The 26888-nt window shown below is 45.6% G+C and carries 21 protein-coding genes; 7 read left to right on the top strand and 14 right to left on the bottom strand.

What is annotated here, in order from left to right:
• Nucleotides 1-2 precede the first annotated feature (2 nt).
• The 8 genes from NIASO_RS18035 to NIASO_RS18070 all read right to left on the bottom strand — a co-directional run bounded on the left by NIASO_RS18035 (nucleotide 3) and on the right by NIASO_RS18070 (nucleotide 7983).
• Nucleotides 3-380, bottom strand: a complete 378-nt coding sequence (locus NIASO_RS18035) for a glyoxalase superfamily protein (protein ID WP_008588359.1) — start codon at nucleotides 378-380, stop codon at nucleotides 3-5.
• Nucleotides 381-391: 11 nt separating this feature from the next.
• Nucleotides 392-979, bottom strand: a complete 588-nt coding sequence (gene ilvN / locus NIASO_RS18040; protein WP_008588361.1) for an acetolactate synthase small subunit — start codon at nucleotides 977-979, stop codon at nucleotides 392-394.
• Between the two features lie 23 nt (nucleotides 980-1002).
• A complete protein-coding gene (locus NIASO_RS18045; protein WP_008588363.1) occupies nucleotides 1003-1584 on the bottom strand; it encodes an O-methyltransferase in 582 nt (193 codons plus the stop codon).
• A 49-nt stretch (nucleotides 1585-1633) separates the two neighbouring features.
• Complete coding sequence (gene ilvB, locus NIASO_RS18050; protein WP_008588365.1) at nucleotides 1634-3412, bottom strand: biosynthetic-type acetolactate synthase large subunit; 1779 nt, start codon at nucleotides 3410-3412, stop codon at nucleotides 1634-1636.
• Nucleotides 3413-3473: 61 nt separating this feature from the next.
• On the bottom strand, nucleotides 3474-3995 hold the full coding sequence (locus NIASO_RS18055; protein ID WP_008588367.1) for a DinB family protein: 522 nt from the start codon (nucleotides 3993-3995) through the stop codon (nucleotides 3474-3476).
• A gap of 84 nt (nucleotides 3996-4079) precedes the next feature.
• The gene (gene ilvD / locus NIASO_RS18060) at nucleotides 4080-5762 is read right to left on the bottom strand and encodes a dihydroxy-acid dehydratase (protein WP_008588369.1); all 1683 of its coding nucleotides are present in this window, start codon (nucleotides 5760-5762) and stop codon (nucleotides 4080-4082) included.
• A 50-nt stretch (nucleotides 5763-5812) separates the two neighbouring features.
• A complete protein-coding gene (locus tag NIASO_RS18065) occupies nucleotides 5813-6802 on the bottom strand; it encodes an isocitrate/isopropylmalate family dehydrogenase (RefSeq protein ID WP_008588371.1) in 990 nt (329 codons plus the stop codon).
• Between the two features lie 20 nt (nucleotides 6803-6822).
• Nucleotides 6823-7983: a 2-isopropylmalate synthase gene (locus NIASO_RS18070; RefSeq protein WP_008588373.1), complete on the bottom strand. Its 1161-nt coding sequence runs from the start codon at nucleotides 7981-7983 to the stop codon at nucleotides 6823-6825.
• Between the two features lie 190 nt (nucleotides 7984-8173).
• On the opposite strand from NIASO_RS18070, the gene NIASO_RS20375 reads away from it, so the two are divergent.
• Nucleotides 8174-9739: a hypothetical protein gene (locus NIASO_RS20375; RefSeq protein ID WP_025299123.1), complete on the top strand. Its 1566-nt coding sequence runs from the start codon at nucleotides 8174-8176 to the stop codon at nucleotides 9737-9739.
• 36 nt (nucleotides 9740-9775) lie between these two features.
• On the opposite strand, the gene NIASO_RS18080 is transcribed toward NIASO_RS20375, so the two are convergent.
• Complete coding sequence (locus NIASO_RS18080; protein WP_008588378.1) at nucleotides 9776-10135, bottom strand: hypothetical protein; 360 nt, start codon at nucleotides 10133-10135, stop codon at nucleotides 9776-9778.
• A gap of 347 nt (nucleotides 10136-10482) precedes the next feature.
• On the opposite strand from NIASO_RS18080, the gene NIASO_RS18085 reads away from it, so the two are divergent.
• Nucleotides 10483-11904, top strand: a complete 1422-nt coding sequence (locus NIASO_RS18085) for a tetratricopeptide repeat protein (RefSeq protein WP_008588380.1) — start codon at nucleotides 10483-10485, stop codon at nucleotides 11902-11904.
• Nucleotides 11905-12227: 323 nt separating this feature from the next.
• Here the strand turns inward: NIASO_RS18085 and NIASO_RS18090 are convergent, their stop codons facing one another.
• From NIASO_RS18090 to NIASO_RS18105, 4 genes are all read right to left on the bottom strand, one after another.
• Nucleotides 12228-16124: an AsmA family protein gene (locus NIASO_RS18090; RefSeq protein WP_025299125.1), complete on the bottom strand. Its 3897-nt coding sequence runs from the start codon at nucleotides 16122-16124 to the stop codon at nucleotides 12228-12230.
• A gap of 220 nt (nucleotides 16125-16344) precedes the next feature.
• Complete coding sequence (gene metG, locus NIASO_RS18095; RefSeq protein WP_025299126.1) at nucleotides 16345-18468, bottom strand: methionine--tRNA ligase; 2124 nt, start codon at nucleotides 18466-18468, stop codon at nucleotides 16345-16347.
• Between the two features lie 123 nt (nucleotides 18469-18591).
• Nucleotides 18592-18831, bottom strand: a complete 240-nt coding sequence (locus tag NIASO_RS18100) for a type II toxin-antitoxin system RelE/ParE family toxin (RefSeq protein WP_008588388.1) — start codon at nucleotides 18829-18831, stop codon at nucleotides 18592-18594.
• Entirely contained in the window at nucleotides 18825-19040 is a 216-nt protein-coding gene (locus NIASO_RS18105) for a hypothetical protein (protein ID WP_008588390.1), read from the bottom strand. Before NIASO_RS18105 ends, NIASO_RS18100 begins: the two co-directional genes overlap by 7 nt.
• Before the next feature lie 105 nt (nucleotides 19041-19145).
• On the opposite strand from NIASO_RS18105, the gene NIASO_RS18110 reads away from it, so the two are divergent.
• From NIASO_RS18110 to NIASO_RS18120, 3 genes are all read left to right on the top strand, one after another.
• A complete protein-coding gene (locus NIASO_RS18110; RefSeq protein ID WP_008588392.1) occupies nucleotides 19146-20174 on the top strand; it encodes a S66 peptidase family protein in 1029 nt (342 codons plus the stop codon).
• Nucleotides 20175-20187: 13 nt separating this feature from the next.
• Nucleotides 20188-21102 (top strand): S66 peptidase family protein, encoded by a 915-nt coding sequence (locus tag NIASO_RS18115; protein ID WP_008588393.1) that lies wholly within the window; start codon nucleotides 20188-20190, stop codon nucleotides 21100-21102.
• 426 nt (nucleotides 21103-21528) lie between these two features.
• Nucleotides 21529-22776, top strand: a complete 1248-nt coding sequence (locus tag NIASO_RS18120; RefSeq protein ID WP_008588395.1) for a dicarboxylate/amino acid:cation symporter — start codon at nucleotides 21529-21531, stop codon at nucleotides 22774-22776.
• A 69-nt stretch (nucleotides 22777-22845) separates the two neighbouring features.
• Here the strand turns inward: NIASO_RS18120 and NIASO_RS18125 are convergent, their stop codons facing one another.
• Entirely contained in the window at nucleotides 22846-24990 is a 2145-nt protein-coding gene (locus NIASO_RS18125; protein WP_008588397.1) for a cation:proton antiporter, read from the bottom strand.
• 433 nt (nucleotides 24991-25423) lie between these two features.
• Here NIASO_RS18125 and mraZ point away from each other — a divergent pair, with 433 nt between their 5' ends.
• Both mraZ and rsmH read left to right on the top strand, forming a co-directional pair.
• Nucleotides 25424-25873 (top strand): division/cell wall cluster transcriptional repressor MraZ, encoded by a 450-nt coding sequence (gene mraZ, locus NIASO_RS18135; RefSeq protein ID WP_008588399.1) that lies wholly within the window; start codon nucleotides 25424-25426, stop codon nucleotides 25871-25873.
• Between the two features lie 37 nt (nucleotides 25874-25910).
• Nucleotides 25911-26864, top strand: a complete 954-nt coding sequence (gene rsmH / locus NIASO_RS18140; protein WP_008588400.1) for a 16S rRNA (cytosine(1402)-N(4))-methyltransferase RsmH — start codon at nucleotides 25911-25913, stop codon at nucleotides 26862-26864.
• Nucleotides 26865-26888: the final 24 nt, after the last annotated feature.

Here is a 26888-nt window from a genome sequence, read left to right on the forward strand (position 1 = left end):
AACTATTTTTTGTTGTCATTGATTCTTTCGTTGAAAGAGATCCGGTTATTGAAAGGATCGTTTACAATAAAACTGAGCGCTTCATAGAAGGTTTTTTCCAGTCCCGGCCGGTTGTATTTGTAGTTTTTATTGATCAGTTCCTCATGATAGGCCGCCACTCCTTCACACCATATAAACACATGTGAACCGGGGGTCCCATCGCCATGATGCTCGCTTAAATGCAATACAATGCCGTCGCGTTCCACTTCAAAATACACGGGGGTATTGGGTTCAAACCGGTGCTCCCAGTTGATGGTAAAGCCCAGCCAGTCTACATAAAACTCCACGGCTTTATCGTAGTCGAAGATGCGCAACATGGGGATTACTTTTTCTACTTTCATAACAGATGTATTTACATGCTGAATACAGTAGCGTTCTGGCTCAGGAATTCGTTCTCAATAACTTCTTCCCCCGGTTGCTTTGCCTCGAACTCTTTTATTTTTTTATGGAAACCTTCGCTGTCTTTAATAATGGCTACCCGTGCGCCCCGTACAAATTCGATCAGGCCATAATTTTCAAATACCTTCACCAGTTTGTCGGTCTCCTCCCGGTGACCGGTGCACTCAAATACGGTATAGTCAGTATTGATAGAAACCACGCGGGCTCCGTATTCCCGCAGGATACGCTCCACGTTCATTTTTTCGGTAACCTGGCTGGTAGGTACTTTGTATAATGCCAGTTCCTGCCACACAATTTCATCATTAAGATGGTAATAGGCTTTTAATACCTCCACCTGCTTTTCAATTTGTTTGCAAAGTTTCTTTACCACTTCTTCTGTTTCATCAATAAGGATATTAAACCGGTGGATGCCCGGTATCTCCGATGAAGAGGTGTTCAATGCATCGATATTTATTTTTCTTCTGGAAAAAATAATGGTGATGCGGGCCAGTAATCCAATCTGGTCTTCTGCGTAAACGGTGATCGTATATTGCTGTTTCATTCTTATTGCTTATTTGTAATTTCTTATTTCTTATTTTTTATCGCGATGATGATTCCGGTGGACCAGGCTAGTTTGGTTAGGATAACATCCCTGCGCTGCTCCAGCATTTTTATAAAATCCCCGACTCGTTCGGCATGCCCTTCCGGCCAGTTGGGCTGCGGAAGCATATCATCAATAAAATAAATACCGCCGGGGTTCAATAACGCAACCGTCTCTTCAAACAGGTCGTATTTACCAGGCATGGCATCGGCAAATATAAGGTCGAATGATTCGCCTTTGTAGCTGTTGATCCACTCATAACCATCGGCGCAAACAAATTGTACACGGGTGTCGGGTAACTGTTCCTGTGCTACGGCAAGCAGCAGGCCGTTGTTCTCAACTGTAATCAACTGCGCCCTGTTGTCCATTCCGCTCAGGATCCAGGAAGTGCCCAATCCGGTTCCCGTTCCCAGTTCGAGGATGCGGCCCCCGGGTTTCGATGCTACCAGGGTTTTTAGTAAAGACCCGGTCTGTAAATCAGACGGCATATCAAACCCCAACGCTTTTGTTTTGAGCGCTATTGCGGCATATCGAGCCGGGATATCTTTAACTATATTATCCGTCATTTTTACAAAACTGAGTATTACCTATTCCCCACTCACTATTGACTATTCATTATTTTAACCTGATTTCGGCCACACTACTACCCTGGGGTACCATGGGAAATACGTTATTCTCTTTACCCACCATCACTTCCAGCAAATAGGAACCTTTATGATCGAGCATTGTTTTTAAAGCTGTTTTCAGCTCGGAACGCTGATCGATCGACTGTCCTTCAATTCCGTAGGATTTGGCGAGCATCACAAAATCAGGGCTGGTGATGTTTACAAAGGAATAGCGTTTGTCGTTGAACAACTGCTGCCACTGGCGTACCATTCCCAGGAACTGGTTGTTCAGGATAAGGATCTTTACCTCAGCACCAAATTGCATTATAGTGCCCAGTTCCTGTAAGGTCATCTGGAAGCCACCATCACCTATAATTGCCACTACCGTTCTGTCCGGTGCCCCGTATTTGGCACCAATAGCAGCCGGTAAGCCGAAGCCCATGGTTCCCAGGCCGCCGGAAGTGATATTGCTGCGGGTTTTATTGAATTTTGCATAGCGACAGGCCACCATCTGGTGTTGGCCCACATCGGTAACAACTATAGCATCGCCTTTGGTCAGTTCATTCAACGCGGCTACCACTTCCGCCATCGACATAACATCCCCCCCGGGGTGCATTTCAGGCTCAATGCATTCTTTTAGTTCTTCCTTTGCATATTTTTTAAATTGTTTCTGCCATTTTGAATGGTCCTTTGACTCGATCAGTTTGGTAAGCAAGGGTAGTGTTTCCTTGCAATCACCCCAAACGGCAACCGTGGTTTTTACGTTCTTATCAATTTCCGCAGGATCAATATCCAGGTGGATCACTTTAGCCTGTTTGGCATATTTATCCAGCCGGCCGGTTACGCGATCATCAAATCGCATACCTACCGCAATCAACACGTCACATTCGTTGGTCAGTACATTAGGGCCATAATTCCCGTGCATACCCAGCATACCTACACCCAGCGGATGGTCGGTGGGAAGGGCACTTTCACCCATGATGGTCCAGGCCGCCGGCAGGTTACCTTTTTCAATAAAATTTTTGAATTCTTTTTCCGCCTGCCCCAGGATAATCCCCTGGCCGAAAATAACAAAAGGCTTTTTGGCGCTGTTAATCAGCTTTGCTGCTTCGGCAATATATTCTTTCCGTATGATCGGCTTAGGCCGGTAGCTGCGCACATGGTGGCACTGCTGGTAGCCAGGATATTCAAATTGCTGGATCTGCGCATTTTTGGTAATGTCTACCAATACAGGGCCGGGGCGCCCGCTCCGTGCAATATGGAAGGCTTTTGCCAATACAGATGGAATTTCTGTTGCATCTGTAACCTGGTAGTTCCATTTGGTCACGGGCATGGTTACATTGATTACATCGGTTTCCTGGAAGGCATCCGTGCCTAACAGGTGTGCAAAAACCTGGCCGGTGATGCAAACAATGGGAGTGGAGTCTATTTGCGCATCGGCCAAACCAGTTACCAGGTTGGTGGCGCCGGGACCGCTGGTGGCAAAGGCTACGCCTACTTTTCCGCTGGTGCGGGCAAAGCCCTGTGCCGCGTGTACGCCTCCCTGTTCATGCCGCACCAGGATATGTTCTAACTGATTGGAATAATCATACAGTGCATCGTAAATAGGCATAATAGCGCCGCCGGGATAACCGAAAATGGTAGAAACGCCTTCTGCGATGAGCGCCTCCAGCACCGCCTGGCTTCCCGAAAGGGTGGTTCCTCTTTTTATTACTTTCGGCGCTTTGGCCGGAGCGGGTTTTGTTTTTGCCTGTTTTTTTGCTTTATTTTTTATCTGGATCGTTTCCATATTTTAATTTTTTCTCTTTTTAATGTTATCAGCTGCAGTGCATAACTGAGCTTTAGTTGTGTCACTCACTTGAACTTTCTGTTCTCTGCTGGGCCAGCCGGTAAAAACCCATCAGGTCCGTTGACTGAACGCCGGTAAAGCCAACCTGCCGCAGCAGGGTCACCAATTGCCCCCTGTGGTAGGTGGCGTGGTTGACGACATGCGCAAAGAGCTGATAGTAGGGTATGGAATGGGCTTCCCCGTTCTGTCTTTTAAAATCAAGCGGGGTATATAATAAGGCTTCATCAAACCCTTCAATAAATGTTTGGAACGCTGCCGAAGTTTGTTTCCAAAGCGCTACATGCGCTGCTTTGCTTCCTTCAAAAGCCGTTTGCAGCCACCTGACTTCAGAGCGCTTTTGAAACCGCTCCACCCAGGCATTTTCTGCGCTTATCATATGCAATACCGTATCCCGGATACTGGTAAAGCTGCTGACAACAGTACGGTTCCATTGCTCGTCGGTCAATTGGTCGATCCAGCCGCAGGCAAGGGTATTGGCCCATTCATTAAACGCCGCCAATTCTTTAAAATATTGCTTGGTCATAATTATTTTAGACATTTACCACTTCGCCATAGGGATCACATTTATCTCTCCCTCATTTCCACATTTTCACATTTCCACATTTGTTTAGTCCTCATCTGTTACACATCCCTGAGAAGCATCTTTTACGAGTTTTGCATATTTGTACAGGATCCCCCTGTTTACTTTTAACGGAGGCTTTGTCCAACCGGCCTTACGTTGTGCAATTTCTTCATCAGATACCTTTAGCGTAATCGTATTATTGACAGCGTCAATTTCGATAACATCATCATCATGCACAAAGCCAATTAACCCGCCTTCGTAAGCTTCGGGGTTAATGTGCCCCACCACAAAACCGTGCGTGCCCCCGCTAAAGCGCCCATCGGTGATCAATGCCACGCTTTTGCCCAGGCCGGCGCCAATGATGGCGGAAGTGGGCTTCAGCATTTCGGGCATGCCGGGCGCCCCTTTGGGGCCTTCATTTTTAATAACGACAACATCCCCGGCTTTAACCTTGCCGCTGGAGATACCGGCGATCAGGTTTTTTTCGCCATCAAACACACGGGCAGGTCCGGTGAATTTTTCACCTTCTTTGCCACTGATCTTTGCCACGCTTCCTTTTTCTGCCAGGTTGCCATAAAGGATCTGCAGGTGACCCGTTGCTTTCAGCGGACTTTCCAGCGGATGAATGATGTCCTGTGTTTCAAAATCCAGATCGGGCACTGCTTCCAGGTTTTCTGCAATGGTTTTACCGGTAACCGTCAGGCAACTGCCGTCAATCAATCCTTTTTGCAACAAATATTTCATTACAGCCGGCACGCCGCCTTTTTTATGGAGGTCCTCCATCAGGTACTTCCCGCTGGGTTTAAAATCAGCCAACACCGGAATGCGGTCACTTACCGCCTGGAAATCATCCTGCGTGAGGGGGATATCCACGCTGCGGGCCATGGCCAGCAAATGTAGTACTGCATTCGTGCTGCCGCCCAGTACCATGATCACCGTCATGGCGTTTTCAAAAGCCTGGCGGGTCATGATATCGCGCGGTTTAATATCTTTTTCCAAAAGCAGCCGGATCGCTCTACCGGCGTCTTCACATTCTTTCTTTTTCTCTTCGCTCAGGGCGGGGTTGCTGCTAGAGTAGGGAAGGCTCATGCCCATCGCTTCAATGGCAGAAGCCATAGTGTTAGCGGTGTACATGCCGCCGCAGGCCCCGGCGCCCGGGCAACTTTTTTGAACAATGGCCTTAAAATCGGCTTCATCCAGTTGCCCCGCAATTTTTTGTCCCAGTGCTTCAAAGGCTGAAATAATATTCAGGTCCTGTCCTTTATAATGGCCCGGAGCAATCGTTCCCCCATATACCATGATGGCCGGCCGGTTCAGGCGGCCCATGGCCATTAATGATCCGGGCATGTTTTTATCGCAACCCGGAACGGTGATCAAAGCATCATAATACTGTGCGCCACAAACGGTTTCTATAGAATCAGCAATCACATCACGGCTCACCAGTGAATACCGCATGCCGTCGGTACCGTTGCTCATACCATCACTTACACCAATGGTGTGAAAGGTAAGCCCCACAAGCCCCTGTTGCCATACCCCATCCTTTACGTGCTGCGCAAGGCCGTTCAAATGCATGTTACAGGGATTTCCGTCGTAGCCCATGCTTACAATACCTACCTGCGCTTTTTTCAGATCTTCTTCGGTAAGGCCGATGGCATATAGCTGTGCCTGTGCAGCAGGCTGGGTAGGATCCTGTGTAATCGTCCGGGAGTATTTGTTCAGCTCTGTCATTATTTTTATTTAGGTATTATGTATTAAAATTGAAGCAATAGAAAGGGTCTTTATATAATCGTCGATTTTTGTAACGCCATATTTTCACCCTTGGCAAAACCAGGGATTGATCCCCGGATAAAATCGCTGACCAGATCTCCGATGGTACTGGTGGAATAATTATTTACGATATCTATGTCTTTTGCTACAAAACCATGCAGCAGCGTCCAGTTAACTGCTGTGCGCACAATATGCGCTTCTTCGGGCATATTAAAAAGATTGAGCATCATAGCCACAGAAAGGATGCTTCCAACGGGATTGGCCTGGCTTTTTCCCGGCGCACCGGTGCTGCAACCAAAGGCTGGTCCAAAGAATGAAGTGGTTTCGGTTGCCAAAACACTGGGGATCATTGCCGGTGTGCCGGAGAGGGCGGCTGCCTGGAGAAACAGGTAGTTGCCCGCTGCAGTATCGGTAATGATAATATCAAAATCTGCCGGATGATGTAACAACTTGTTGATCGCGGCCTCTACAGATAGCTGCTCCACCATAATAGTACTATAGGTCTTTTGGAACGCAGCGGTTATTTGCTGCCATGCAGTTGTGACGCCGTCATTTGTGGGCTCAACAATAGTTACTTTTTGCTTTCGGGCGGCTGCCTGTTCAAAAGCCGACTGGGCAATCCGCTGCCGGCTTTTTTCGTCTGCCGCGGCTACGGGCTCCTGGTAGATCAATAAATTAACACCGTCGCTGTATTTGTTTTTTAAAGGCGACAAATGATGGAGGGAATGATAAACCGTAACGGGTTGTGCAATGGCAAATACCTGGAAAGCTTCTTTAATAGCTTTTGCAGCAGTGTCGCTCGAAAACAGCACTGCATCGCTTTGAGCAATGGTGCTTTTGTCGTCCGAAGTAAAATAGGACGGCGGGCTATCCGGCGCCAAACGGCTGATCTCAAAATGATGATCATACTGTTCACCAACAGCGTTCAGGATTTTAACCGCCTGCTCCATCACTTCGGCGGCGGCTCCTGATTCTTCTATGATCGTAATTCTTTTTTTCATGTTATGAAACGGAGTGACGTTTATTGCGCTGTGCTTACTTTGTCTGCCATCTCCCTCAGATCACTGTCCTCTACCTCTTTTTTCGCATCAGCAACATTTAAAAACTGCTGGTACAATTCATCTACCTGGTTGCGGTCGAACTCATAGCCCAGGTTCTTAAAGCGGTAGGCCAATGCACTGCGGCCACTGCGGGCAGTTAATACAATGCGGGAAGTATCTGCGCCAACTTCATGGGGAGCGATAATTTCGTAAGTGGATGATTCTTTAAGAAAGCCATCCTGATGTATGCCTGATGAATGAGAAAAGGCGTTGTCCCCGACGACCGCTTTATTGGGCTGCACCACCATACGCATGGTATCGGCCACATTACGGCTTATCGGCAATAGCTGTGTGGTGTCGATACCGGTATAAAGATCCAGCTCCGGATGCTTTTTAATAGCCATCACCACTTCTTCAAGAGAGGTGTTGCCCGCACGTTCGCCAATTCCGTTAATGGTGCATTCAATCTGGCGGGCCCCGGCAATGGCGCCGGCTATAGAGTTGGCGGTTGCCAGCCCCAGGTCATTATGGCAATGACAGGAGAAGATGGCTTTATCGGCGTTGGATACATTATTTAAAAGGTAGCTGAATTTTTCGGCGTACTGGTGGGGCAGGCAGGAACCGGTGGTATCGGGTATATTTACCACTGTTGCTCCCGCAGCAATAACAGCTTCCACCAGTTGGGCCAGGAATTGCAGATCGGCCCGGCCGGCGTCTTCTGCAAAGAACTCCACATCCGGAACCAGGTTGCGCGCCAGCTTCACCGCGGCAACCGCACGCTCAATTATTTTTTCCCGGGTGGTATTGAATTTATACTTGATATGGTTGTCGGAGGAACCGATGCCGGTATGGATACGCGGTCGCACCGCGGGTTTCAGGGCTTCTGCAGCTACCTCAATGTCTTTTTGTACTGCACGGGTCAGCCCGCAAACAGTGGCATTTTTTACAACGGTAGCGATTTCATTTACCGACGCAAAATCACCAGGGCTTGAAATCGGGAAACCGGCTTCAATGACATCCACTCCAAGAGCTTCGAGTTGGAGCGCCAGTTTCACTTTTTCATCGGTGTTCAGTTTACAACCCGGCACTTGTTCGCCATCTCTTAATGTAGTGTCAAAAATAAAAACCTTGTTATCCGCCATAATTCAATTTATTTAATTTAGAATTGTTATTTTGTCCGCAACCTTCGAAACAGATCATTATATTACATTTAAAAGTAAGAATAGATTTTAAGATTTGAAAGTCAATTTGTTGCGTTTGTTACATTGAATAAATAAGGCTGTTTAATTATAAATAACTGATAGTCAGTGCTAAAAGGAGGTGTAAATTACGATGCCCAGTAGGTCTACAGATGCATTGTTCCAATTAATAAAATCGCTGGAAAAATCTGAAAAGCGGAACCTGAAGCTGTTTGCCGGCCGGAACTCGGGCGCGGAGGCCTTGAAAAGCATGCAATTATTTGATGCGTTGGATAAATTGCCGGAATATGATGAAAAATTGCTTTTAAAAAAAGTGCCCTCTGTAAGCAAACAACAACTATCCAATACAAAGGCATTGTTATATAAACAGATCCTCGGAAGTTTGCGCATCATCCGCGAGGATATGAATGTGGATATGCAACTGCGGGAAATGATGGACAGCGCCCGGATCCTCTTTAACAAGGGGCTGTACCTGCAAACATTGAAGGTCCTCGATAAAATGAAGGAGCTGGCGAGAAACTATCACCAGCTTACTTATTTGCAACAGGCGCTATTTTTTGAAAAAAAAATTGAGGCCTTATTTATTACCCGGAGCATTCAGAACCGTGCGGATGAATTGACGGAAGAATCCAATGCCATATCGGAACAAATTGCAAATGTGAACGTATTGTCCAACCTGGCGCTGCAACTTTACAGTTGGTATATTCAAAACGGTCATGCCCGTAATGAGAACGATATAAAAACCGTAAAATTATTTTTCGAAAAAAGCCTTCCTAAAAATGCAGCGGAGTTAAAGGGTTTTTATGAACAACAATATTACTATCAGAGTTATGCCTGGTATGCCTTTATAAAGCTGGATTTTCTGCTATTTTACCGGTACACCCAAAAATGGGTGGATGCCTTTGCCGCCAACCCGCAAATGATACCGGTAGAAACCACTATGTATGTTAAAGGGGTGCATAACCTGATGAGCGCGCATTTTGATCTGATGAACCGCGATGGACTGGCGGTTTGCATCAACCAATTCAAAAAATTTGTGCAAACGCCTTTGGTTCAGGGCAATAATAATAACCGCATTACCGGGTATGTGTATTTATATACGGCGGTTATTAACCTGCATTTTCTGGAAGGAACCTTTAACCGGGGGCTGAAAATGGTGCCCTACCTGGAAGAAATGCTTATTGCACACGGACAATACCTCGACCGGCACCGGGTGATGGTGTTTTATTATAAGATCGCGTGTCTTTATTTTGGCAGCGGCGATAATAAAAAAACGATCGATTATTTAAATCGGATCATTAACCAGAAAGATGACCTGCGCACCGACCTGCAATGCTATTCCCGGTTGCTGCATTTGATTGCGCATTATGAGTTGGGCAATTTCAATTTACTGGAATATCTCATCAAATCGGTATACCGGTATATGGCCAAAATGGAGAGCCTGAGCAAGGTGGAGGAGGCGATTTTTCATTTTTTAAGAAATGCATTTAAGTTCAACGCCAAAACGATCCGGCCCGAATTTGAAAAATTATTAACAAAGCTGAAACGCTACCAGCATAATCGTCTTGAGGCACGGGCTTTTGCTTACCTGGATGTGATCAGTTGGCTGGAAAGCAAACTCTATGGCATCAATGTACAGGATGTGATCCGCAAAAAGTATTTGCGCGAAACCCGGAGCACAAAAAAAATCGCTCCGTAAGAAGCGATTTTTTCTTTTGTACGAAACCGGTTATTATTATTTAGAATAATTTCTGAGGGTTTCGTTCGGATTAAAGGTAAATCTGTTCAACACCACCTTCTTTTGATAAGGAACAATATAGGTATTCTGCCCCTTTTGATAAGAGATGGAGGTGTTCAAATTAATATAATTATTCGTCGACGTCTCAGGCGTTAACAGCTTATCGCCCCTGAACTGGAATTTGGAACGCAGGGAGAAAGCGTTTAACTGACTGTTAAATGAATTGTCATAATATCCATTTTTGGACTTTTCTTTTCCCCGGTCGAAATTATCAGGAGAAGATTCTTCGGCAGCAAAAGAAAAACCCCCTAAAACCAGGACGAACAATGCGCTAAGCAAGAAGGTTTTTAACATCATAAAAAAAATTTATTAATTAAACTAATACAAAAGTATAACATAATCCTAAAACTGAAAAATTTTAAATTTTATTTAACCTAAGGAAAATAATATTTTACAGATAACTGTTTGATATTGATTTTATTGCATTTTTTTCATTTAATAACATCAAAAATGATTCCAAAATTAACAAAGTGTTGATATTCATTTTTTTACAACTATGCAACAAATAAATGGCCGAAAGCTTCTTATCTAAAAGTTTTGCACATCAGAGGAAAACTTGTAGGTAGAGGCAATAAAAATATTTACCTATATTGAAACAAAATGCGGTTTTTTGTGGTTTTGATAATAAGTAAAAGGAATGGGACATGAGAGAGTATTTTCACCAAAGCGAGGAGCGCAAAGATGATATAGAAGAGTTGTTGCAACGCTATGAAGACCTCAGGAATGGGAATTCCACTTCTTATCTGGAAGAAGAGTCTTTTGAACGGATCATCAACCATTTTGAATCTAAAGAGGCCTTTAAAAAAGCATTGCAGGCTACAGAAATGGCTATCGGGCAGTTCCCGTATTCAGCAGGATTGCTTATAAAAAAGGCAGACCTGGTGTTGAATAACCGGGAATATGACACGGCGCTGGAATTACTGGATAAAGCGGCAATTTTTGACGGCAATAATATTGATATCTATATCCTCAAAACAGAATCGCTGTTGGCGCTGGACCGGCAGGAAGATGCGGTAGCCCTACTGGAAGAAGCGCTTAATCTTTTTGAAGGCGAAGAAAAAGTGGACCTGCTGTTTGAGTTGGCGGATGTATATGATGATTATGAGGATTTTGAAAAAGTGTTCGACTGCCTTAAATGGATCCTGGAACTGGAACCTGCCAATGAAGAAGCGTTATATAAGATCTGCTTTTGGACGGACTATACCGGGAGGAATGCAGAAAGTATCGAACTGCATCAGAAAATAATTAATGAACATCCTTACAGTGAATTGGCCTGGTTTAACCTTGGAGCCGCTTACCAGGGAATAAAATTATATGAAAAAGCAATCGACGCGTATAAATATGCGATCGTTATTGATGAAAAATTTGATTATGCCTACCGCAATATCGGGGATGCATATATACGGCTTAGAAAATACAGGGATGCGATTGAAAACCTCGAACGCGTGCTGGAACTGGCTAAACCGGAGGATGTTATTTACGAGGCTATCGGTTATTGTTACGAAAAACTGAAGAACTATGCGCAGGCCCGGTTTTATTTCCGTAAAGCATCACACCTTAATGAAGACAAAGGCGCATTACTATACAAAATAGCGTTAACGTATTATAAAGAAGACAAGTTCGAGTTATGCGCACGCCAGTTGGAGGCTGCACTGAAAATTAAGAATAATAACTCCGAATATTTACTACTGTTGGGGCAGAGTAAACTGGCCCTGGGGCTCGACAAGGAAGCACTGCAGTATTTTTTAAATGTAGTGCGGCTGCGTCCGAAACAACTGGCGGGCTGGGAAGCGTTATTTATTGGTCTTTACAAGGCGGAATTCTTCGAACAGGGTTTGATGCAGCTTAATAACGCGTTTCTGAGAATGGGGGCAGACAAGCCTTTGTTTCATTATTACAAAGCACTCTTTTATTTTGGGCTGAATCAGCCCAAGCAGGCGCTGATCGAATTTGAGGCGGGGTTGGTTGGGGCGCCGCGTCTTTTAAAAAGAATTCTTGAAGTGGAACCTGAGCTGTTGCAGCGTTCAACGGTCAATGCGCTTATTCTGAAGAATAAAAAGAAATAAGCGGGAGCTAATGTAGAATAAAAAATATTGAATAAGGAATGTAAAAGTAGATCGGGTTTCAGCAATGAAAATTTCTAATCTAGCGGGATGTTCTTTCTCATTTCTTATTCTATATTTCCATAAGCACGAAATCCCTCTCTTCGTTGCCAATGACATATGTTTTTTAGGTTATGAAAACCAATCATTAATATTGTCGTCGTTTCGACGGAACGCAACCTAGTGAAGTGAACGGAAAAATCTCGTTCTTTAATAATGAGATTTACCTTCGGTGAAAAAGTTCTCTTCATCCGCCATTGGCGGACTCATCGAAATGACCAGCGCGCTTAATGCGCCTTAATCCCCTCATGGTTTTTTATTGCCCCTTTAAAATACTTCCGTTGCTTCTTTTTTACCCCCGGTATCCCAACTCCGGATTTGATCCCGCTCAATGTTGTTTTGATCAAAAAGTTAATCGGCGATTTATCCTTTAAACGTTCAAAGAAAACAGGAGAGCTTTTCCCCGCGTTATTCCTTCGCAATATGAAGGTGTTCGCCACCCAGCTAATGATCTTATTCTTTAAACGCTGCTGAGCAGGGTCGTTGCTGTTCATGAGCCGCATCCCCAGCCCCCGGTAGTACATTCGCATCGTTCCCTGTGCGAAATTGTTGTTGCCTTTGGCTGTTAGGTTAAGACTATCCAGGTATCCGCCTGAAACCCCGGCGCCTGCCAGGGGAAGTAACACCGAGTTCCACTGATCCAACTGCATCGGGCCGGTATGCAATTGCATCAGAAAGGGACTAAAGGCATTGGTATAAGATTCCTGCACCTGCAGTCTTGTGTTTAGCGTGCCCAAAACATCTGCGCTGGCATAAATGAGCAGGCTGTCATGCGGCCGGAGATCATAATTTTTGATATGGTAAAAACCGGCGTCAAGATGCTCAACCGGAATGATACCCATTCTTCCTGTTTTGGCATTCACTTCCCGGTATTCTACATATGTATTGGAAAGCTGTACCGAATCGATCGCCAGTTTTACAGGCACTGAAAGGATGAGATCAGTTGGCAGCCGTTTGTATTTCGGAGCGTCGGGCTGTGTTTTATCTTTGACGGATAGCAGCCGGGCCTCGTCAACCTTTATGCCTCCGATCATCAGGATGCTGTCCGTGCCATAAATTGAGGTGTTGATGGGTCCGCCTGTAATAGTGCCGGTTTTTAAACTGAGATAATCGCCAGGGAAAGCTTTTTTCCTCAGGTAAGCAGCAAGGTCCTGGTTCGGACGCAGGTCAAGCGAGTCCGCCTTAAAAAAGCCATTTTTTAAATTCAGCTTATGCCATTGCAACCTGTTTTTAGGTGTTATAAAGATTCCTGAAGTGTTGCTCATGGTTAACCCGGTGCTGGCTTTCAGGATTTCGCCTGCATTGTTTATGGTTTTTGAACTTAGATAGATATTGCCTATCGCGCCAGAATCCAGTTTCAGTATGGAATTGTTCTTCCCCAGGCTGTCAAATACAAGAGGGTTCATGCTGTGAATACTTAGCAAGGTGTTCCAGTTTATTTGATTGTTACCGCTGCTTCTTTCAGCCCGAAGATTGTTTAGCTGTATATCCAGCTTATTGGAATCTGTTGCATATCGTTTCCCGTTGCTGTTATTGATAAACTCAAAGCCGGTGAGGTATGCCTGTACCCGGTCTACATTTAAAACTTGCTCAGGAGTGGACTTAAAATTGAGAAGGTGTAAAAAACTATTTGCGGCCGAACCATCCCATTTAACCGTATTGGTTTCATTCTTTTTATTCACAAACCGGATCGCTACTTTGGGGCGTTCCAACAGGGCATCTCCAAGGGTAAGTACCCTTGATTTTTTTTTCTGTTGTTGTGAAGAAGAGTCTTTCCTGCTGAAAAAGGCCGTTATGCCTGGGTCGGAAAGCCTTAATTTGTTTAGGGTAAGGTCGCCATCCATGATGCGGCTGATATCCGGGACGACCGCAATTTCAGGTATCCTTATCCGGACCGAATCGGGTCCGGATATTTTCTGATAGAAAAAATTTTTGAAATTGCCACGCTCTTTATCATGGATCGTCATTCCTTCTATGGACAAGCGGGTGTCGGGTGCGGTCATTAAAAAATCTTTTCCGGAAAAGGAAAGCCTTTCTATTAATAGCCCCGCTTCTTTTCTTTTATAGATCTTTTCTGCAGCTACGGCGCCTAAAACCGCTGTTATTTCTTTATCGCCTTCATAGATATGCAGGGTTGTATTTTTTGCATCAAGATCTTGAATGCGCAAAAAAAGTGGGGGGGCTTTTTTTTCAGGATGAGGTTGAAGCGCCTTATGGTAGTTGATCGAAGCATTTGCCCAGCTTACACCCGACAAAAGCAAGCTTCGTTTAATGCTGTCCAGGATCAGATCATGGATCACAAGGGTGCGGGCTGCGGCATCCAGCCGGGGGCCTTTTAAATTAAGCGTCGCCGCCCGTATGCCATTGGTGTTATCCATTTTTACATCGCTCAGTTCGGCGGTTACATCGTTCTTTTTGAACAGCGCTTTTGAAAAGGTAAAGCTGCGCACGGAGTTCTGGATGTTTTTTACTTCTTTGGAAGCGGTGAGTTTATCCGGAATGACAGAAAGGCTGGCATTATTTAATTTGAGTGTGGCGCCGCTGTGAAAATTCAATAATATATTGCCGTTCCGGATATTCAGGGCATCAAGGTTCATTACTTTTCCCACATCGCTTAAGGTTTGGAAGATACTTTTTCTGCTGCCATCCTTGCGGTGCGGAACGGCATAAACTATATCCGGATTAATAAATACAGCGCTGCTGGCATTGAATTTATTATCATAAATGAGCGATTCCCAGGAGAGCCCTTTTAGCTCAAATTGCGGCATGCTGAGATCGTTGATCGTTTGGCCATTCTTAAACTCCCGTAACCGGAATTTTGTAAGATAAATAGCATCGTTAAGAAACTGTATGCTGTCAAACGATGTGGCATAACGCCCGTTTTGCAGGGAGGTTTGATAATTGTGCAGGGTCATTATAAATTTGTCCACCTTTACGGGTCGCTCATAGTTCTGGCGCACCTGGAACCCCTGCAGTTCGAAATCATTGTCATTCGAAGTAAAAGTGTTGGCCTTTCCTTTCCGGATCGTATTGATGTTCAGGTATCCATTTTGAACCACCACATACTTAAGCATAATGTCCCCCACGAGCTGCTGGATCAGGTCATCGATCCGCTGAATACGTTTGGTATGTTTTACCGTTTTCTGGTCGGCATCAATATCCAGGTAGATTTTTGGATTAGCCGCAAATGCAGAGTCGGCTTTTATTACCTCGGAATAGAACAGGGTATCAAAATTGATATTGGTAAGACGCAGGCTGTCAAAGTAAACCTTAAAAGCCGTTTTGGAACTATCACCCTTGATGCCGCGTATGGAGCAGCTATCAAATTCCACCCGTTTGTCCTGCAGCGTAATTTTAAAGTTTTTGAAGCTGATCGTATGCCGGTTCCCCGGAAGGGTGAGGTTCTGGTCATGTGTTTGAATAGCGATATCATCCGTGAACAGGATCTTGCCCTGCTTTTTTTTGTGGGCCCCTGCCGTGGTGCTGTCCACACGCAGGCCATCCAGCCGGATATGGATCTTATTCAGAACGAAGGGGGTTTCGTTCGGCCGGGTGTTATCGATAAGCGACAGGGCGCCGTCGTCCAGGAGGAAGCGGTTTATCTTTAATACATTGATCGCATCATTGATTGACTTTGCGATGCGTCCCATTTCCTTTGAAACAGTAAAGTGCTCTTCTATAGTGGAATCGGCAGACCCTTTTTGTCTCGCTGTTTTTATGCGGTGTTGTAATTTGGTAAGGGTTACAGAAGGGGAAAACAGGTGTATAGAATCAATCAGGATCTGTTTACTGAACAACAAGGGTAAAAATCCCTTTGCCTTTACCGTAATCCGTTTTATATTGACGTTATAAACAATGCCGGTCGAACTGTCTGTTGAGTAGAAAACGGCTTTATTGAATTCAAGTTTGTTTTTAATCCAGTTGAATTTGAATTTTTCAACTTTGAGCCGCAGTTTTCCTTTCGACTGCTGCTCTACGATCTGTTCAATTACATCTTCGGCATGTTCGATAAACCAGAAATTAAAAGCAAGAAGGACGGTTGCAAAAATGCCCAGGGCCATCAACCAGGTGTGATACCGCTTCCTTTTAAATTTTAAATTTCCTAAGATGATTTCTTTATCCAAGCCGGGGCTTTTTCTTAAAAATAGCGAAAAATCGCCGAAGGCGGACTATGGACGAAAAGGAAAGGGGCGGTGTCAAAGTAAAGAAACCGTCATATCGACTACAACGAAGTGAAAGGAGATATCTCAAGGTCAATTCATTTCACCGGAGGAGATTCCTCGGCTCCACTACGTTGCGCTCGAAATGACGGCCTCCATATGGGTACTGAAAATAGTTTAAAGCCTAACTGATCGCTGCTCCGTCGGGCGCTTCATCACCAGCCGCTACAAACACGAGCTTACCGGCTGCATCTTCTGCCATCAGGATCATACCATTGCTTTCGATGCCGCGCATTTTCCGCGGAGCCAGGTTGGCTACCACCACTACTTTCTTCCCGGGTAATGCTTCCGGCGAAAAATGCTGCGCGATCCCGGAGACGATCACTCTTTTTTCGAAGCCGAGATCTATTTCGAGTTTTAATAATTTATCCGCTTTTGCTACTTTTTCTGCGCTGAGAATAGTACCGGTGCGCAAGTCTATTTTGGAAAAATCATCGAAGACGATTTCAGGTTTGATCCCGGTAGCTATCGGGACTGCCGTTTGCCGTTTGCCGTCTGTTGCTTCAGGCTTGATAGATGCAACCGGTTCCGGCTGCTGCTCGCTGCCTGCTTTCAGCTTTTCCAGTTGCGCTGCTATCTCCGCGTCCTCAATTTTCCGGAACAATAATTCCGGGGCGCGCAACGTGTATCCTACGCTCAGTAAATTGATTTTACCCGCGTTTTCCCAGTCCAGCATACGTTCCACTACTTTCATCATGTACAGCATTTTTCCTGCAGCGGTGGGAAGGAAAGGGTTGATAAGGATCGCAAGGTTCGCCGTCAATTGTAAGCAAAGATGCAAACAGTTGTCTATTTTTTGCTGGTTACGCTCACGCTCAGGGTTATCCGCCGTTAGGTGTTTCGCCACGATCCAGGGCTCTTTTTCCTGCATGTATTTATTGCCCTTACGCGCCAGGTCGATCACTTCAAACAGGGCATCGCGGAAGCGGAAGTTGTCGAGCGCGGTTTGCACGCGGGCTACAGACTGTTGTATATCCGAGATGATCGCCTTGTCCGTATCATCCAGCGTCGCTGCATGCAACGGAGGCACTTTGCCGCCACAGAGTTTGTGCATGAGCACGAAAGTGCGGTTGACGAAGTTCCCGAAGATCGATACCAGTTCATTGTTATTGCGGTCCTGGAAATCTTTCCAGGTGAAGTCATTGTCCTTGGTTTCAGGGGCATTGCTGCAAAGCACGTAGCGTAGCGCATCTTCGCAGCCCGGGAAATCTTTTACATACTCGTGTACCCATACCGCCCAATTGCGACTGGTAGAAACCTTTTGCCCTTCAATGTTCAGGAATTCATTGGCAGGCACGTTGTCCGGCAGCACAAAATTGCCATGCGCTTTCAGCATGGAAGGGAAGATGATACAGTGGAAAACAATATTGTCCTTACCGATAAAATGGATCAGACGGGTATCTTCTTTGCACCAATAATCTGCCCAGTTTTCGGTTAGTTCTTTTGTGGCCGAAATATAACCGATCGGCGCATCAAACCAAACATACAATACTTTTCCTTCCGCATCCGGCAAAGGCACTTTAATGCCCCAGTTGCTGTCGCGCGTCATGGCACGCGGCTGCAAACCATTGTCCAGCCAGCTTTTGCACTGGCCGTATACATTGGCTTTCCATTCTTTATGGTCTTCCAGTATCCATTGTTTCAGCCAGGGCTCATAGTTTTGCAGGGGGAAATACCAGTGTTTGGTTGTTTTTTTTATGGGAACTGCATCGCTCAGGGTGCTGCGCGGGTTAATCAGTTGCTCCGGTGATAAAGAACTGCCGCATTTTTCGCATTGATCACCATAGGCATTGGGATTACCACATACCGGGCAGGTACCAGTGATATAGCGGTCTGCCAAAAAGGTGTTAGTCTTTTCATCATAAAACTGTTCGGTTTCGCGCTCTTCAAAAAGCCCCTTATCATATAGTTCTTTAAAAAAAGCAGCGGCTGTTTCATGATGGATCTTGTCGGAAGTACGGGCATAAATATCAAAGGAAATGCCCATCTGTGCCATACTTTCTTTGATCTGTGCGTGGTATTTATCCACAATATCCTGTGGGGTAACGCCTTCCTTCATTGCCCGGATGGTGATCGGAACGCCATGTTCATCGCTGCCACCCACAAATTTTACATCCTTTTTTTGCGCCCTTAAGTACCGGGCATATATATCCGCCGGAATATAACATCCCGCCAGGTGCCCGATATGGATCGGTCCGTTGGCATAAGGTAAAGCGGCGGTAATTAATGTTCTTTTGAAATCTTTCATTTGAATGAACCTGAATTTAGCCTGCAAAGGTACGATGAATTAGGCTATCTGCCTTAAGGGTGGGAGTTTGGTCAGTAATATAAAGGTGATCTGCTGGTATGCCGCATACGAACAATACGTATTTCATGCTTCATAATGCGATAGGAATACCCTGAATTTGAACTGTTCAAATGCCCGCCAGTTCCCGTCATTGTTCTTTTTATATTTGTCAGGAGGATGTATTTCCGGGTGTTTGGCTAATGCAATACTGAGATCAATCAATTGATCGCAAACGTTAGCGGCATTTTTCGGAGAATCCTGATAAATGTATTCATAAGCTCTTAAAAGTTCTGTCATGGCCCGCTTGCTCCAAACGGTTACCATTTTCCAGCCTGCTTTTTCAAATCCGCAGCAGTAATAAAATGTCCTTGCTCTATTTCGTCATTACCGGCTTCTAAATCATCATTATATTCTTCCAGGGTCTGTGGTGTCTCTTTAGACTTGTAGCCAATGCCCATTAATTTAAACGTGTGCAGCAGCCATTCCCGCTTTGAGGAATCATTTATATTGTCGAAATTGATTATTAATTCCATAATGACTGTTTGTTAAAGATGTTTAAGAAGCGTTCTCATCCGCCTTGACAAATTTTCCAAATTTTCCTTAAACAGCGTGTCGTACTTTCATTTATCTTAGCCTTTATGAACCGTAAAACCTTTGTCCAGTCTTCTCTTGCCGCCCTGGCGGCTGCCGGACTGCCCACGGCTGCTGTTAAAGCCAGGGCTACAAAGCCGGAGTTACCTGCAAAACTGCCTCCCTTTTTAAAACCGGGTGATATGATCGGCATTACTTCCCCAGCAGGATATATTCTGCGGGAGGGAATCCTGCCGGCGGCCACCTTAATGCAACAGTGGGGGTTTAAAATAAGAGCCGGCGACACCATCGGGAAACGCGATTTTACTTTTGGCGGAACCGATGCGGAGCGACTGAATGATTTTCAGAAAATGCTGGACGATCCGGAAATAAAGGCCATTATGTGCGCCCGGGGGGGATATGGTTCGGTGCGCATTGTGGATGGTATTAACTGGTCTGCATTTAAAGCGAATCCGAAATGGATCATCGGCTTTAGTGATATTACGGTTCTGCATTCCCATATCAACCGCAATTTCGGGATTGCTACGATTCATTCAAAAATGTGCAACAGTTTTCCCGATGTGTGGGATACTGCAGACCCGTTGCAAAAAGATACGATCGAATCCATACGAAAAGCGCTTACCGGTGAAAGGATGCAATATGCAGCCGAGGCTTTTAACAGTTTGAATAAACCCGGCACCGCAACCGGTGCTTTAGTGGGAGGGAATTTGAAAACGCTTGAAACGCTGGCAGGATCTGCATCTGATATTAATACCGATGATAAGATCCTTTTTGTGGAAGACACAGGCGAATACCTGTATAGTATCGACCGCATGTTCTGGAACCTGAAACGTACCGGGAAATTATCGAAGCTCGCCGGACTGGTGGTGGGGGGCATGAAACTGAAGCAGGATCCGCTGGATGAACAGTTCGGGAGAAGTATTTATGATATTGTACTGGAAAAAGTAAAGGAATATAAATACCCGGTTTGTTTTGATTTTCCCGTGGGGCACCAGATCGATAATTATGCGCTGCGTTGCGGCACGCCTCACCAACTGAATGTGACCGTTAAAAGCGCTACTTTAAACAGTTTATAAAATTGAGATCAAGATGCCTGTACAGCAACCTCCTTTTTTAAAAAAGGGCAATACCATCGGGATTGTTTGCCCCTCGGGGTTTATGGAATTTACAAAAGCAGCCGAATGTATCCGGACGCTTCAACGCTGGGGCTTTAAGGTAAAGACCGGCAGCACGCTGGGTGGTGATTCCACTACTTATTTTTCGGGAACGGATGAACAACGCCTTGAAGATTTTCAGCAAATGCTGGATGACGACACGGTACAGGCCGTCCTTTGTGGCCGGGGGGGGTATGGCATGGGACGCATTATCGATCAAATCAATTTTAAAAAATTCAGGAAAAAGCCCAAATGGGTGATCGGCTACAGCGATATTACTATTTTTCACAGTCATGTTTATTCAAATTTTAAAATAAGCGGTTTGCATTCACCCATGGCGGCGGCCTTTAATGATGGCGGATACCGCAATAAATATGTACGCTCGCTGCAGGATGCGCTTTTAGGTGAAAAAGCGATTTACAATACAAAGCCGTCGAAATATAATCGCCGCGGAACCGTGGAGGGCAGGCTGTTGGGCGGCAACCTCACACTGTTGGTAAATGCGGTGGGCACAAAATCGGACCTGCAAACAAAAGGTGCTATTTTATTTATTGAAGACATCGGGGAGCAGAAATATTCTATTGACCGCATGCTATACCAGTTAAAACGCAGCGGCAAGTTGAAGCAACTGGCCGGACTGATCTTTGGCGGGTTTACGGATCTGGGCGATACTACAAGACCCTTCGGACAAAGCATTCAGGAGATCTTGTGGAATATGGTTAAGGAATATGATTACCCGGTCTGCTTTGATTTCCCGGTGAGTCACGATAAAGAAAATTATGCGTTGAAAGTTGGAGGCTATTACCAATTATCTGTAAACGGAGACGGAGTGCAGTTGTGTGAACGATAACCGCTAGCTAACGGGTATTGTGCACCGGGGCAACAACATTTTGCAACGGTTCGGCTGAACGGATGCAGGAATATCCTTTACGCGGAACAAACACAATAAAAAAATTTCCTTGAGGGGCGCCGTCAGGCGCCAGGTGTTTATAGAATGGGGCATTATTTTAATATTCCGGCTCCTGCCGGAGCCGCGTAAACATGGAACACGGGGCTCCTACAGAGCCCGGATTTGTATGCCGCATCGTGCTAGAAACACGCTGCTCCGCAGGAGCAACAAAATTGTTCCGTTTCCCCAGATTTCCGGCTGGCTATTGGTTTGCGACTTTTGGTCGACCGCAAAATGTTATGTGCCCGGCCCGATTTGTGTTCGTAGCATTTAACGATTTTGTCTATTTTTACTTACTCCTAATATTTTAAACATACCGCATTATATATGGAACCCTTTTCAGCAAAACAAGTATGGAAGAATTATTCAGGGATCCTGCTGTTGCTGCTGGGGATGCTCGTGGGGGGCTTTACGGGAGCGCTTTTTCCGGGCGTCGCCGGCTATTTAAAACCGGTAGGGGATATTTTTTTGAACTTACTTTTTGTAACGGTGGTGCCGCTGGTCTTCTTTGCCATTGCTATATCGGTCGCCGCAATTGAACAAAAAAATAAACTGGGAAAAGTATTGGCAATAATGGCGTTCACTTTTCTCGTGTTTATTCTGCTGGCGGCGTTGTTTACAATGGGTATGACCTATGTGTTCCCCGTCGGAAAGATAGGCGTGCAGGCAGCCGTGGCGGATCCGGCGATTGGGGAGCAAAGATCATGGGGCGCTATGCTGGTTGATTTTTTTACCGTTGGGGAATTTTATATGCTGCTCTCCCGGAAAAGCATGCTGGCATTGCTGGTGTTTTCTTTTTTGTTGGGAACAGCGGTGCGGAAGTCGAATCAACTGGCAAAACCTTTTTATGATTTCCTGGTTGCCGGCAATGAAGTGATGAAGCAACTGTTATTGTTAATCATGAAAATTGCGCCCATTGGCCTGGGCGCCTATATAGCTTACCAGGCGGCAGACCTCGGTCCGCAGTTATTTGGTTTTTATGCCCGGCCGATGGCTTTGTATTACGGCACGGGCATCCTGTATTTTTTTATTTTTTTTACACTCTACGCGTTCGTCGCCAACGGAGGCTTGGGGGTGCGCTTATTCTGGAAGAACAATATTGTGCCCTCCCTTACTGCGGTCAGCACCTGTAGCAGTTTGGCTACCATGCCGGCAAACCTGATCGCCGCGGAGCGGATGGGCATCCCTTCTTCCATAGCCAATGTTGTCATTCCTTTGGGGACCACGTTGCATAAGAACGGGTCTTCTATTTCTTCTGTGGTTAAAATATATGTGGTGTTCCAGATGCTGGGATGGGATTTTTTCGATCCGAAAAGTCTTGTAATTGCGCTGGGCATCACAGTGCTGTGCAGTATGGTGGAAGGGGGCATCCCCAACGGGGGGTATATCGGTGAGCTGCTCATGATCTCCGCCTACCACCTGCCCACGGAAGTAGTGCCGGCGGTGATGATCATCGGCACGCTGGTAGATCCGCTGGCTACGGTGCTCAATGCTACGGGCAATACGGTTGCCGCGATGGTGGTAACACGATTGTCGGGTGAAAAGTTTTCGCCACAAAAATTGGGTAGTGGTTAGCCGGGAAGCCGGAAAAACGGGAAGGCTTTGTTTTATTTACCGCCTTGCCGCCTTTTCGGCCTAAATACTTTATCTCCTGAAAATATTCCCGATCCCTTTTCCGATCCGCTGAATGGCTTCTATTCCTTTGGTGATCGGTTCGTTGGTTACTTCAGAAAAATTATCAATACTACTTACAAGATCATATTGTTGCGGGAACAGCACCATCTTGTTGCAACCTTCCAGATGCTTTTCCATTTTGCCGGGCAAACTATCAAGCAGATAAAAATGAGAAGCGGATCCACGTCTTGCCGAAATAAGCACAAAAAGGTCATCAGCCCTGCTGTTTTTTGTGAGGCTAACAAAATCATCCCAATCCGTAAACAACTCGGTACTTACGGTTATGTTGAGCTTGTTCTTTTTCAAATAACTCATCAATGCCTGGGCGGTTGCGGCGTTCGAAAATAAATGAACCGGCGCGCTTAACTCCAGCGACAGCAATGCGATTTTATGTACCCAAAACATAAAAGAGGGCTCAAATTCCGCCAGGGGCGGTACTGCAAGCGGAATGCGTTTTATGGTGACCAAAGGATTCTCAAATCCGCAGATAAAAGTGGTCTTGTCGGACCCTGACAGGATATTGTCTAGTTTTTCCCCGGTGAGCCGGCTGAGCAAACCCGCATGCCTCGGCCATCCCAATACAATGATATCAGCCATTATCTCCTTGGAAATCCGGATGATGCCACTGGCAATATTATGATCAATAGTGGTAACCACGTTCACTTTGGTTTCTGATGCTGAGGCCTGTTTTACATACTCTTCGAGTTTGGTGCGTGCCTTGCGAATGTTGACTTCTGCCTCTGCGTTATTGGACACTACGGAAAGGATCGAAATAGGGTTGGATGATTTTTTGTTTTTTAGCAGGATCGAAAATTCAAAAAGTTTTTCAAAGTTTTCGATCTCTGCGATGGGCACCAGTATGTGTTCATCTTCTCCGTTCGTAGCGGGGTTCGCTTCTACCGCTTCATCTTCTGACTCTATGATAATTTTTTTTGCCGCTTTTTCTGTAGCAAAGGACGCCACAATGCAGGTGATCAGGATCAGTATGATGGTGCCGTTCAAAATATTTTCATCCAATATTTTAGCATTGTAACCCACTAGTATTACGGCCAGGGTGGCGGCAGCATGGGAACTGCTTAACCCGAAAATAAGCTGTCGCTGGGCGGCAGAGTACCGGAATACTTTTTGCGTAAGGAAGGCGGCCAGCCATTTGGAACAGATCGCCACAGTGGAAAGTGTTCCGGCGATGATCCACGCCATGGGGCCGTTTAACAGCACGCTTACGTTTACGATCATCCCTACACTGATCAGGAAAAAGGGTATGAATAAAGAATTGCCGATAAATTCGATACGGTTCATCAGTGCCGAAGAATGCGGGATCAGCTTGTTTAGCGCCAGTCCTGCGGCAAAAGCGCCGATGATGGCCTCCACGCCGGCAACCTGCGCCAGGAAGGCCGCAAAGAATACAACGGACAACACGAAAATGTAGTGGGAATGTTTTTCGCTTTCCAGTTTGCGGAAAAACCATTTTGCGATGCGGGGGATTAAGAAAAATACGATTGCTGAAAAAATTGCCAGGGAAACCCCCAGCCGTATCCAGAACTGGCTGTTCAAATTGCCGTGGCTGTTACTCATGACCACCGCCAATATGATCAGCACCGCGGTGTCGGTTAATATGGTTCCTCCCACTGTTACGGCCACCGCCTGATTTTTTGCCACGCCCATTTTGCTTACGATAGGGTAGGCAACAAGTGTGTGGGTGGCAAACATGCTGGCTGTAAGAAAGCTGGCGTTAAAATCGTATTTCAACAAATAATAGCAAACCGGAAAGCCCACCAGTATAGGAATAATAAAGGTAAACAGACCAAACAATGCACTCTTACGCTGGTTGGCTCTGAACTCATTCATATCCAGTTCCAGGCCGGCAATAAACATGATATATAATAAACCGATGGTGGAGAAAAGGTTGATGGCGGAGTTTTTCTCCAGGATATTGAGCCCGTGCGGACCAATAACAACCCCCGAAATGATCAACCCGATTATACCGGGGATATTCAGCTTTTTCAGCAATATAGGAGAAAGCAGTATGATCAGCAGGATGAGCGAGAATACGAGCACTGGGTTTTCGAGCGGCAACTTAAATTCATGCAGCAACTTGCTAAAAAACTCATTCATTATCTGATATTTAGTTTGTCCAGGATTGGTGGATAGATCCGGATTCCCGATAAACCAGCAAAAATACTTGCTTCGGTTTATATGACCTTCTTTTAAACGTAACCATATGATTAATATTATCTGGCGCAGGTATAAAATCAATATTCCTGTAGATGTGGATAAATTGCACCAGGTATAATGTATTTAAAACTAATAATTTATATTACTTTTATGCCTTAAATTCATCGTTTGCTCACCTGTTATCCACATTAAAAGCACACATATGCACATTCGTTTTGCTGTTTCCTGTGTTTTATAGCCTGAAACCCTTTGCTGTACTTGTTTTTACCGGTTTTTAATTTGTGGATAAATGAATCTGTTCTAAATTTGGTCAATAAGTGGGAAAAAGTGTTATTTTGTGTTAGAATAGTGAAATTTTAAAAAATCCAGGTTTATGACAGGTTTTCTCGGCGAATTCGAGGCAACTATAGACGCAAAAGGACGTTTCCTGCTGCCGGCTGGCTTTAAAAAGCAGCTTCAGCCGGAGGATGCTGACCGTTTTGTCATCAACCGGGGCTTTGAAAAATGCCTCAGTCTTTATCCGCTCAGCTCCTGGAGCCCCCTGGCTGAAAAGATCAATGCACTGAATGATTTCGATCCGAAGACCCGCGCCTTCAAACGTTACTTTTTAAATGGTGCCACTCTTGTAGAGCCCGATAGCGCCGGCAGGTTATTGCTGCCGGCTAACCTGAAAGAGTATGCGTTGCTTGAAAAGGACATTGTGCTGGTACCCGCCGGCAACCGTATGGAGATCTGGAATACCACTAAATACAAAGAGTTCTTTGATTCTTTCTCACCCGAATCCTTTAGCGACCTGGCAGCCCAGGTGATGGGAGGTGTTTAGTTGACAGGTGAACATGTTTAAAAGTTGACAAGGAAAAATGAGTAAACAAAAAAAAGAGATACTACCTGTCAGCGCGTTAACGGATCAACCGGAAACTTACCATATTCCTGTGTTGCTGCACGAAACGATCGAAGGCCTGCATATTGTGCCCGATGGTATTTATGTGGATGCAACCTTCGGCGGCGGCGGACATTCGGCTGCGATACTGAAAGCGTTAGGCCCCAAGGGGCGGCTGGTGGCTTTTGACCAGGATGCGGATGCTGCGAATAATTTGCCTGCAGATGAGCGGGTGTTATTTGTGCCGCAGAATTTTCGCCACCTGAAGCGTTTTCTGCGCCTGCACGGGATCAGTAAGGTAAATGGCCTGTTGGCGGACCTGGGAGTGAGCAGTCACCAGTTTGATGAGGCTGCACGCGGGTTCAGTATCCGTTTTAACGCGGACATGGATATGCGGATGGACAGAAGGCAGTCCCGGACAGCGTTTGACGTAGTGCAGACGTATTCTGAACAACAGTTGCATAAGTTATTTGAACAATATGGAGAGGTGACGAATGCGAAAACGCTGGCACGCGCCATCGTGGAGATCAGAGGCCGGGTATCGTTAAAAACGACGGAAGGCTTTAAGAACGCGTTGCGGCCGGTAGTGAAAGGGAATCCGAATAAATATTTTGCCCAGGTGTTTCAGGCGCTGCGGATTGAAGTGAACCAGGAGCTGGAAGCATTAAAGGAACTGCTGGAGCAGGCAAAGGAAGTGGTACAGGCTGGTGGGCGGATTGCAATTATTACGTTCCATTCGCTGGAAGACCGGCTGGTGAAAAAATTTTTCAGGGACGGTGGATTCGATCAAAAGGATGATAATCCTTTCATACAGCACCCTACTGAAAAGGTATTTAAAATAATAACAAAGAAACCGGTAGAAGCAGGGGAAGAAGAATTGAAGAAGAATACAAGATCGCGGAGCGCAAAGTTGCGGGTGGCAGAACGGGTTTAGTTCATAGTTAATAGGTCATAGATA

Origin of the sequence: Niabella soli DSM 19437 (genome assembly GCF_000243115.2) — a bacterium.
GTDB classification, from domain to species: Bacteria; Bacteroidota; Bacteroidia; order Chitinophagales; family Chitinophagaceae; genus Niabella; species Niabella soli.

Bases quoted from the DNA above. Each gene is read 5' to 3' on its own strand.
- NIASO_RS18035 (WP_008588359.1), bottom strand. From the start codon at position 380: ATGAAAGTAGAAAAAGTAATCCCCATGTTGCGCATCTTCGACTACGAT.
- ilvN (WP_008588361.1), bottom strand. From the start codon at position 979: ATGAAACAGCAATATACGATCACCGTTTACGCAGAAGACCAGATTGGA.
- NIASO_RS18045 (WP_008588363.1), bottom strand. From the start codon at position 1,584: ATGACGGATAATATAGTTAAAGATATCCCGGCTCGATATGCCGCAATA.
- ilvB (WP_008588365.1), bottom strand. From the start codon at position 3,412: ATGGAAACGATCCAGATAAAAAATAAAGCAAAAAAACAGGCAAAAACA.
- NIASO_RS18055 (WP_008588367.1), bottom strand. From the start codon at position 3,995: ATGACCAAGCAATATTTTAAAGAATTGGCGGCGTTTAATGAATGGGCC.
- ilvD (WP_008588369.1), bottom strand. From the start codon at position 5,762: ATGACAGAGCTGAACAAATACTCCCGGACGATTACACAGGATCCTACC.
- NIASO_RS18065 (WP_008588371.1), bottom strand. From the start codon at position 6,802: ATGAAAAAAAGAATTACGATCATAGAAGAATCAGGAGCCGCCGCCGAA.
- NIASO_RS18070 (WP_008588373.1), bottom strand. From the start codon at position 7,983: ATGGCGGATAACAAGGTTTTTATTTTTGACACTACATTAAGAGATGGC.
- NIASO_RS20375 (WP_025299123.1), top strand. From the start codon at position 8,174: ATGCCCAGTAGGTCTACAGATGCATTGTTCCAATTAATAAAATCGCTG.
- NIASO_RS18080 (WP_008588378.1), bottom strand. From the start codon at position 10,135: ATGATGTTAAAAACCTTCTTGCTTAGCGCATTGTTCGTCCTGGTTTTA.
- NIASO_RS18085 (WP_008588380.1), top strand. From the start codon at position 10,483: ATGAGAGAGTATTTTCACCAAAGCGAGGAGCGCAAAGATGATATAGAA.
- metG (WP_025299126.1), bottom strand. From the start codon at position 18,468: ATGAAAGATTTCAAAAGAACATTAATTACCGCCGCTTTACCTTATGCC.
- NIASO_RS18100 (WP_008588388.1), bottom strand. From the start codon at position 18,831: ATGGTAACCGTTTGGAGCAAGCGGGCCATGACAGAACTTTTAAGAGCT.
- NIASO_RS18105 (WP_008588390.1), bottom strand. From the start codon at position 19,040: ATGGAATTAATAATCAATTTCGACAATATAAATGATTCCTCAAAGCGG.
- NIASO_RS18110 (WP_008588392.1), top strand. From the start codon at position 19,146: ATGAACCGTAAAACCTTTGTCCAGTCTTCTCTTGCCGCCCTGGCGGCT.
- NIASO_RS18115 (WP_008588393.1), top strand. From the start codon at position 20,188: ATGCCTGTACAGCAACCTCCTTTTTTAAAAAAGGGCAATACCATCGGG.
- NIASO_RS18120 (WP_008588395.1), top strand. From the start codon at position 21,529: ATGGAACCCTTTTCAGCAAAACAAGTATGGAAGAATTATTCAGGGATC.
- NIASO_RS18125 (WP_008588397.1), bottom strand. From the start codon at position 24,990: ATGAATGAGTTTTTTAGCAAGTTGCTGCATGAATTTAAGTTGCCGCTC.
- mraZ (WP_008588399.1), top strand. From the start codon at position 25,424: ATGACAGGTTTTCTCGGCGAATTCGAGGCAACTATAGACGCAAAAGGA.
- rsmH (WP_008588400.1), top strand. From the start codon at position 25,911: ATGAGTAAACAAAAAAAAGAGATACTACCTGTCAGCGCGTTAACGGAT.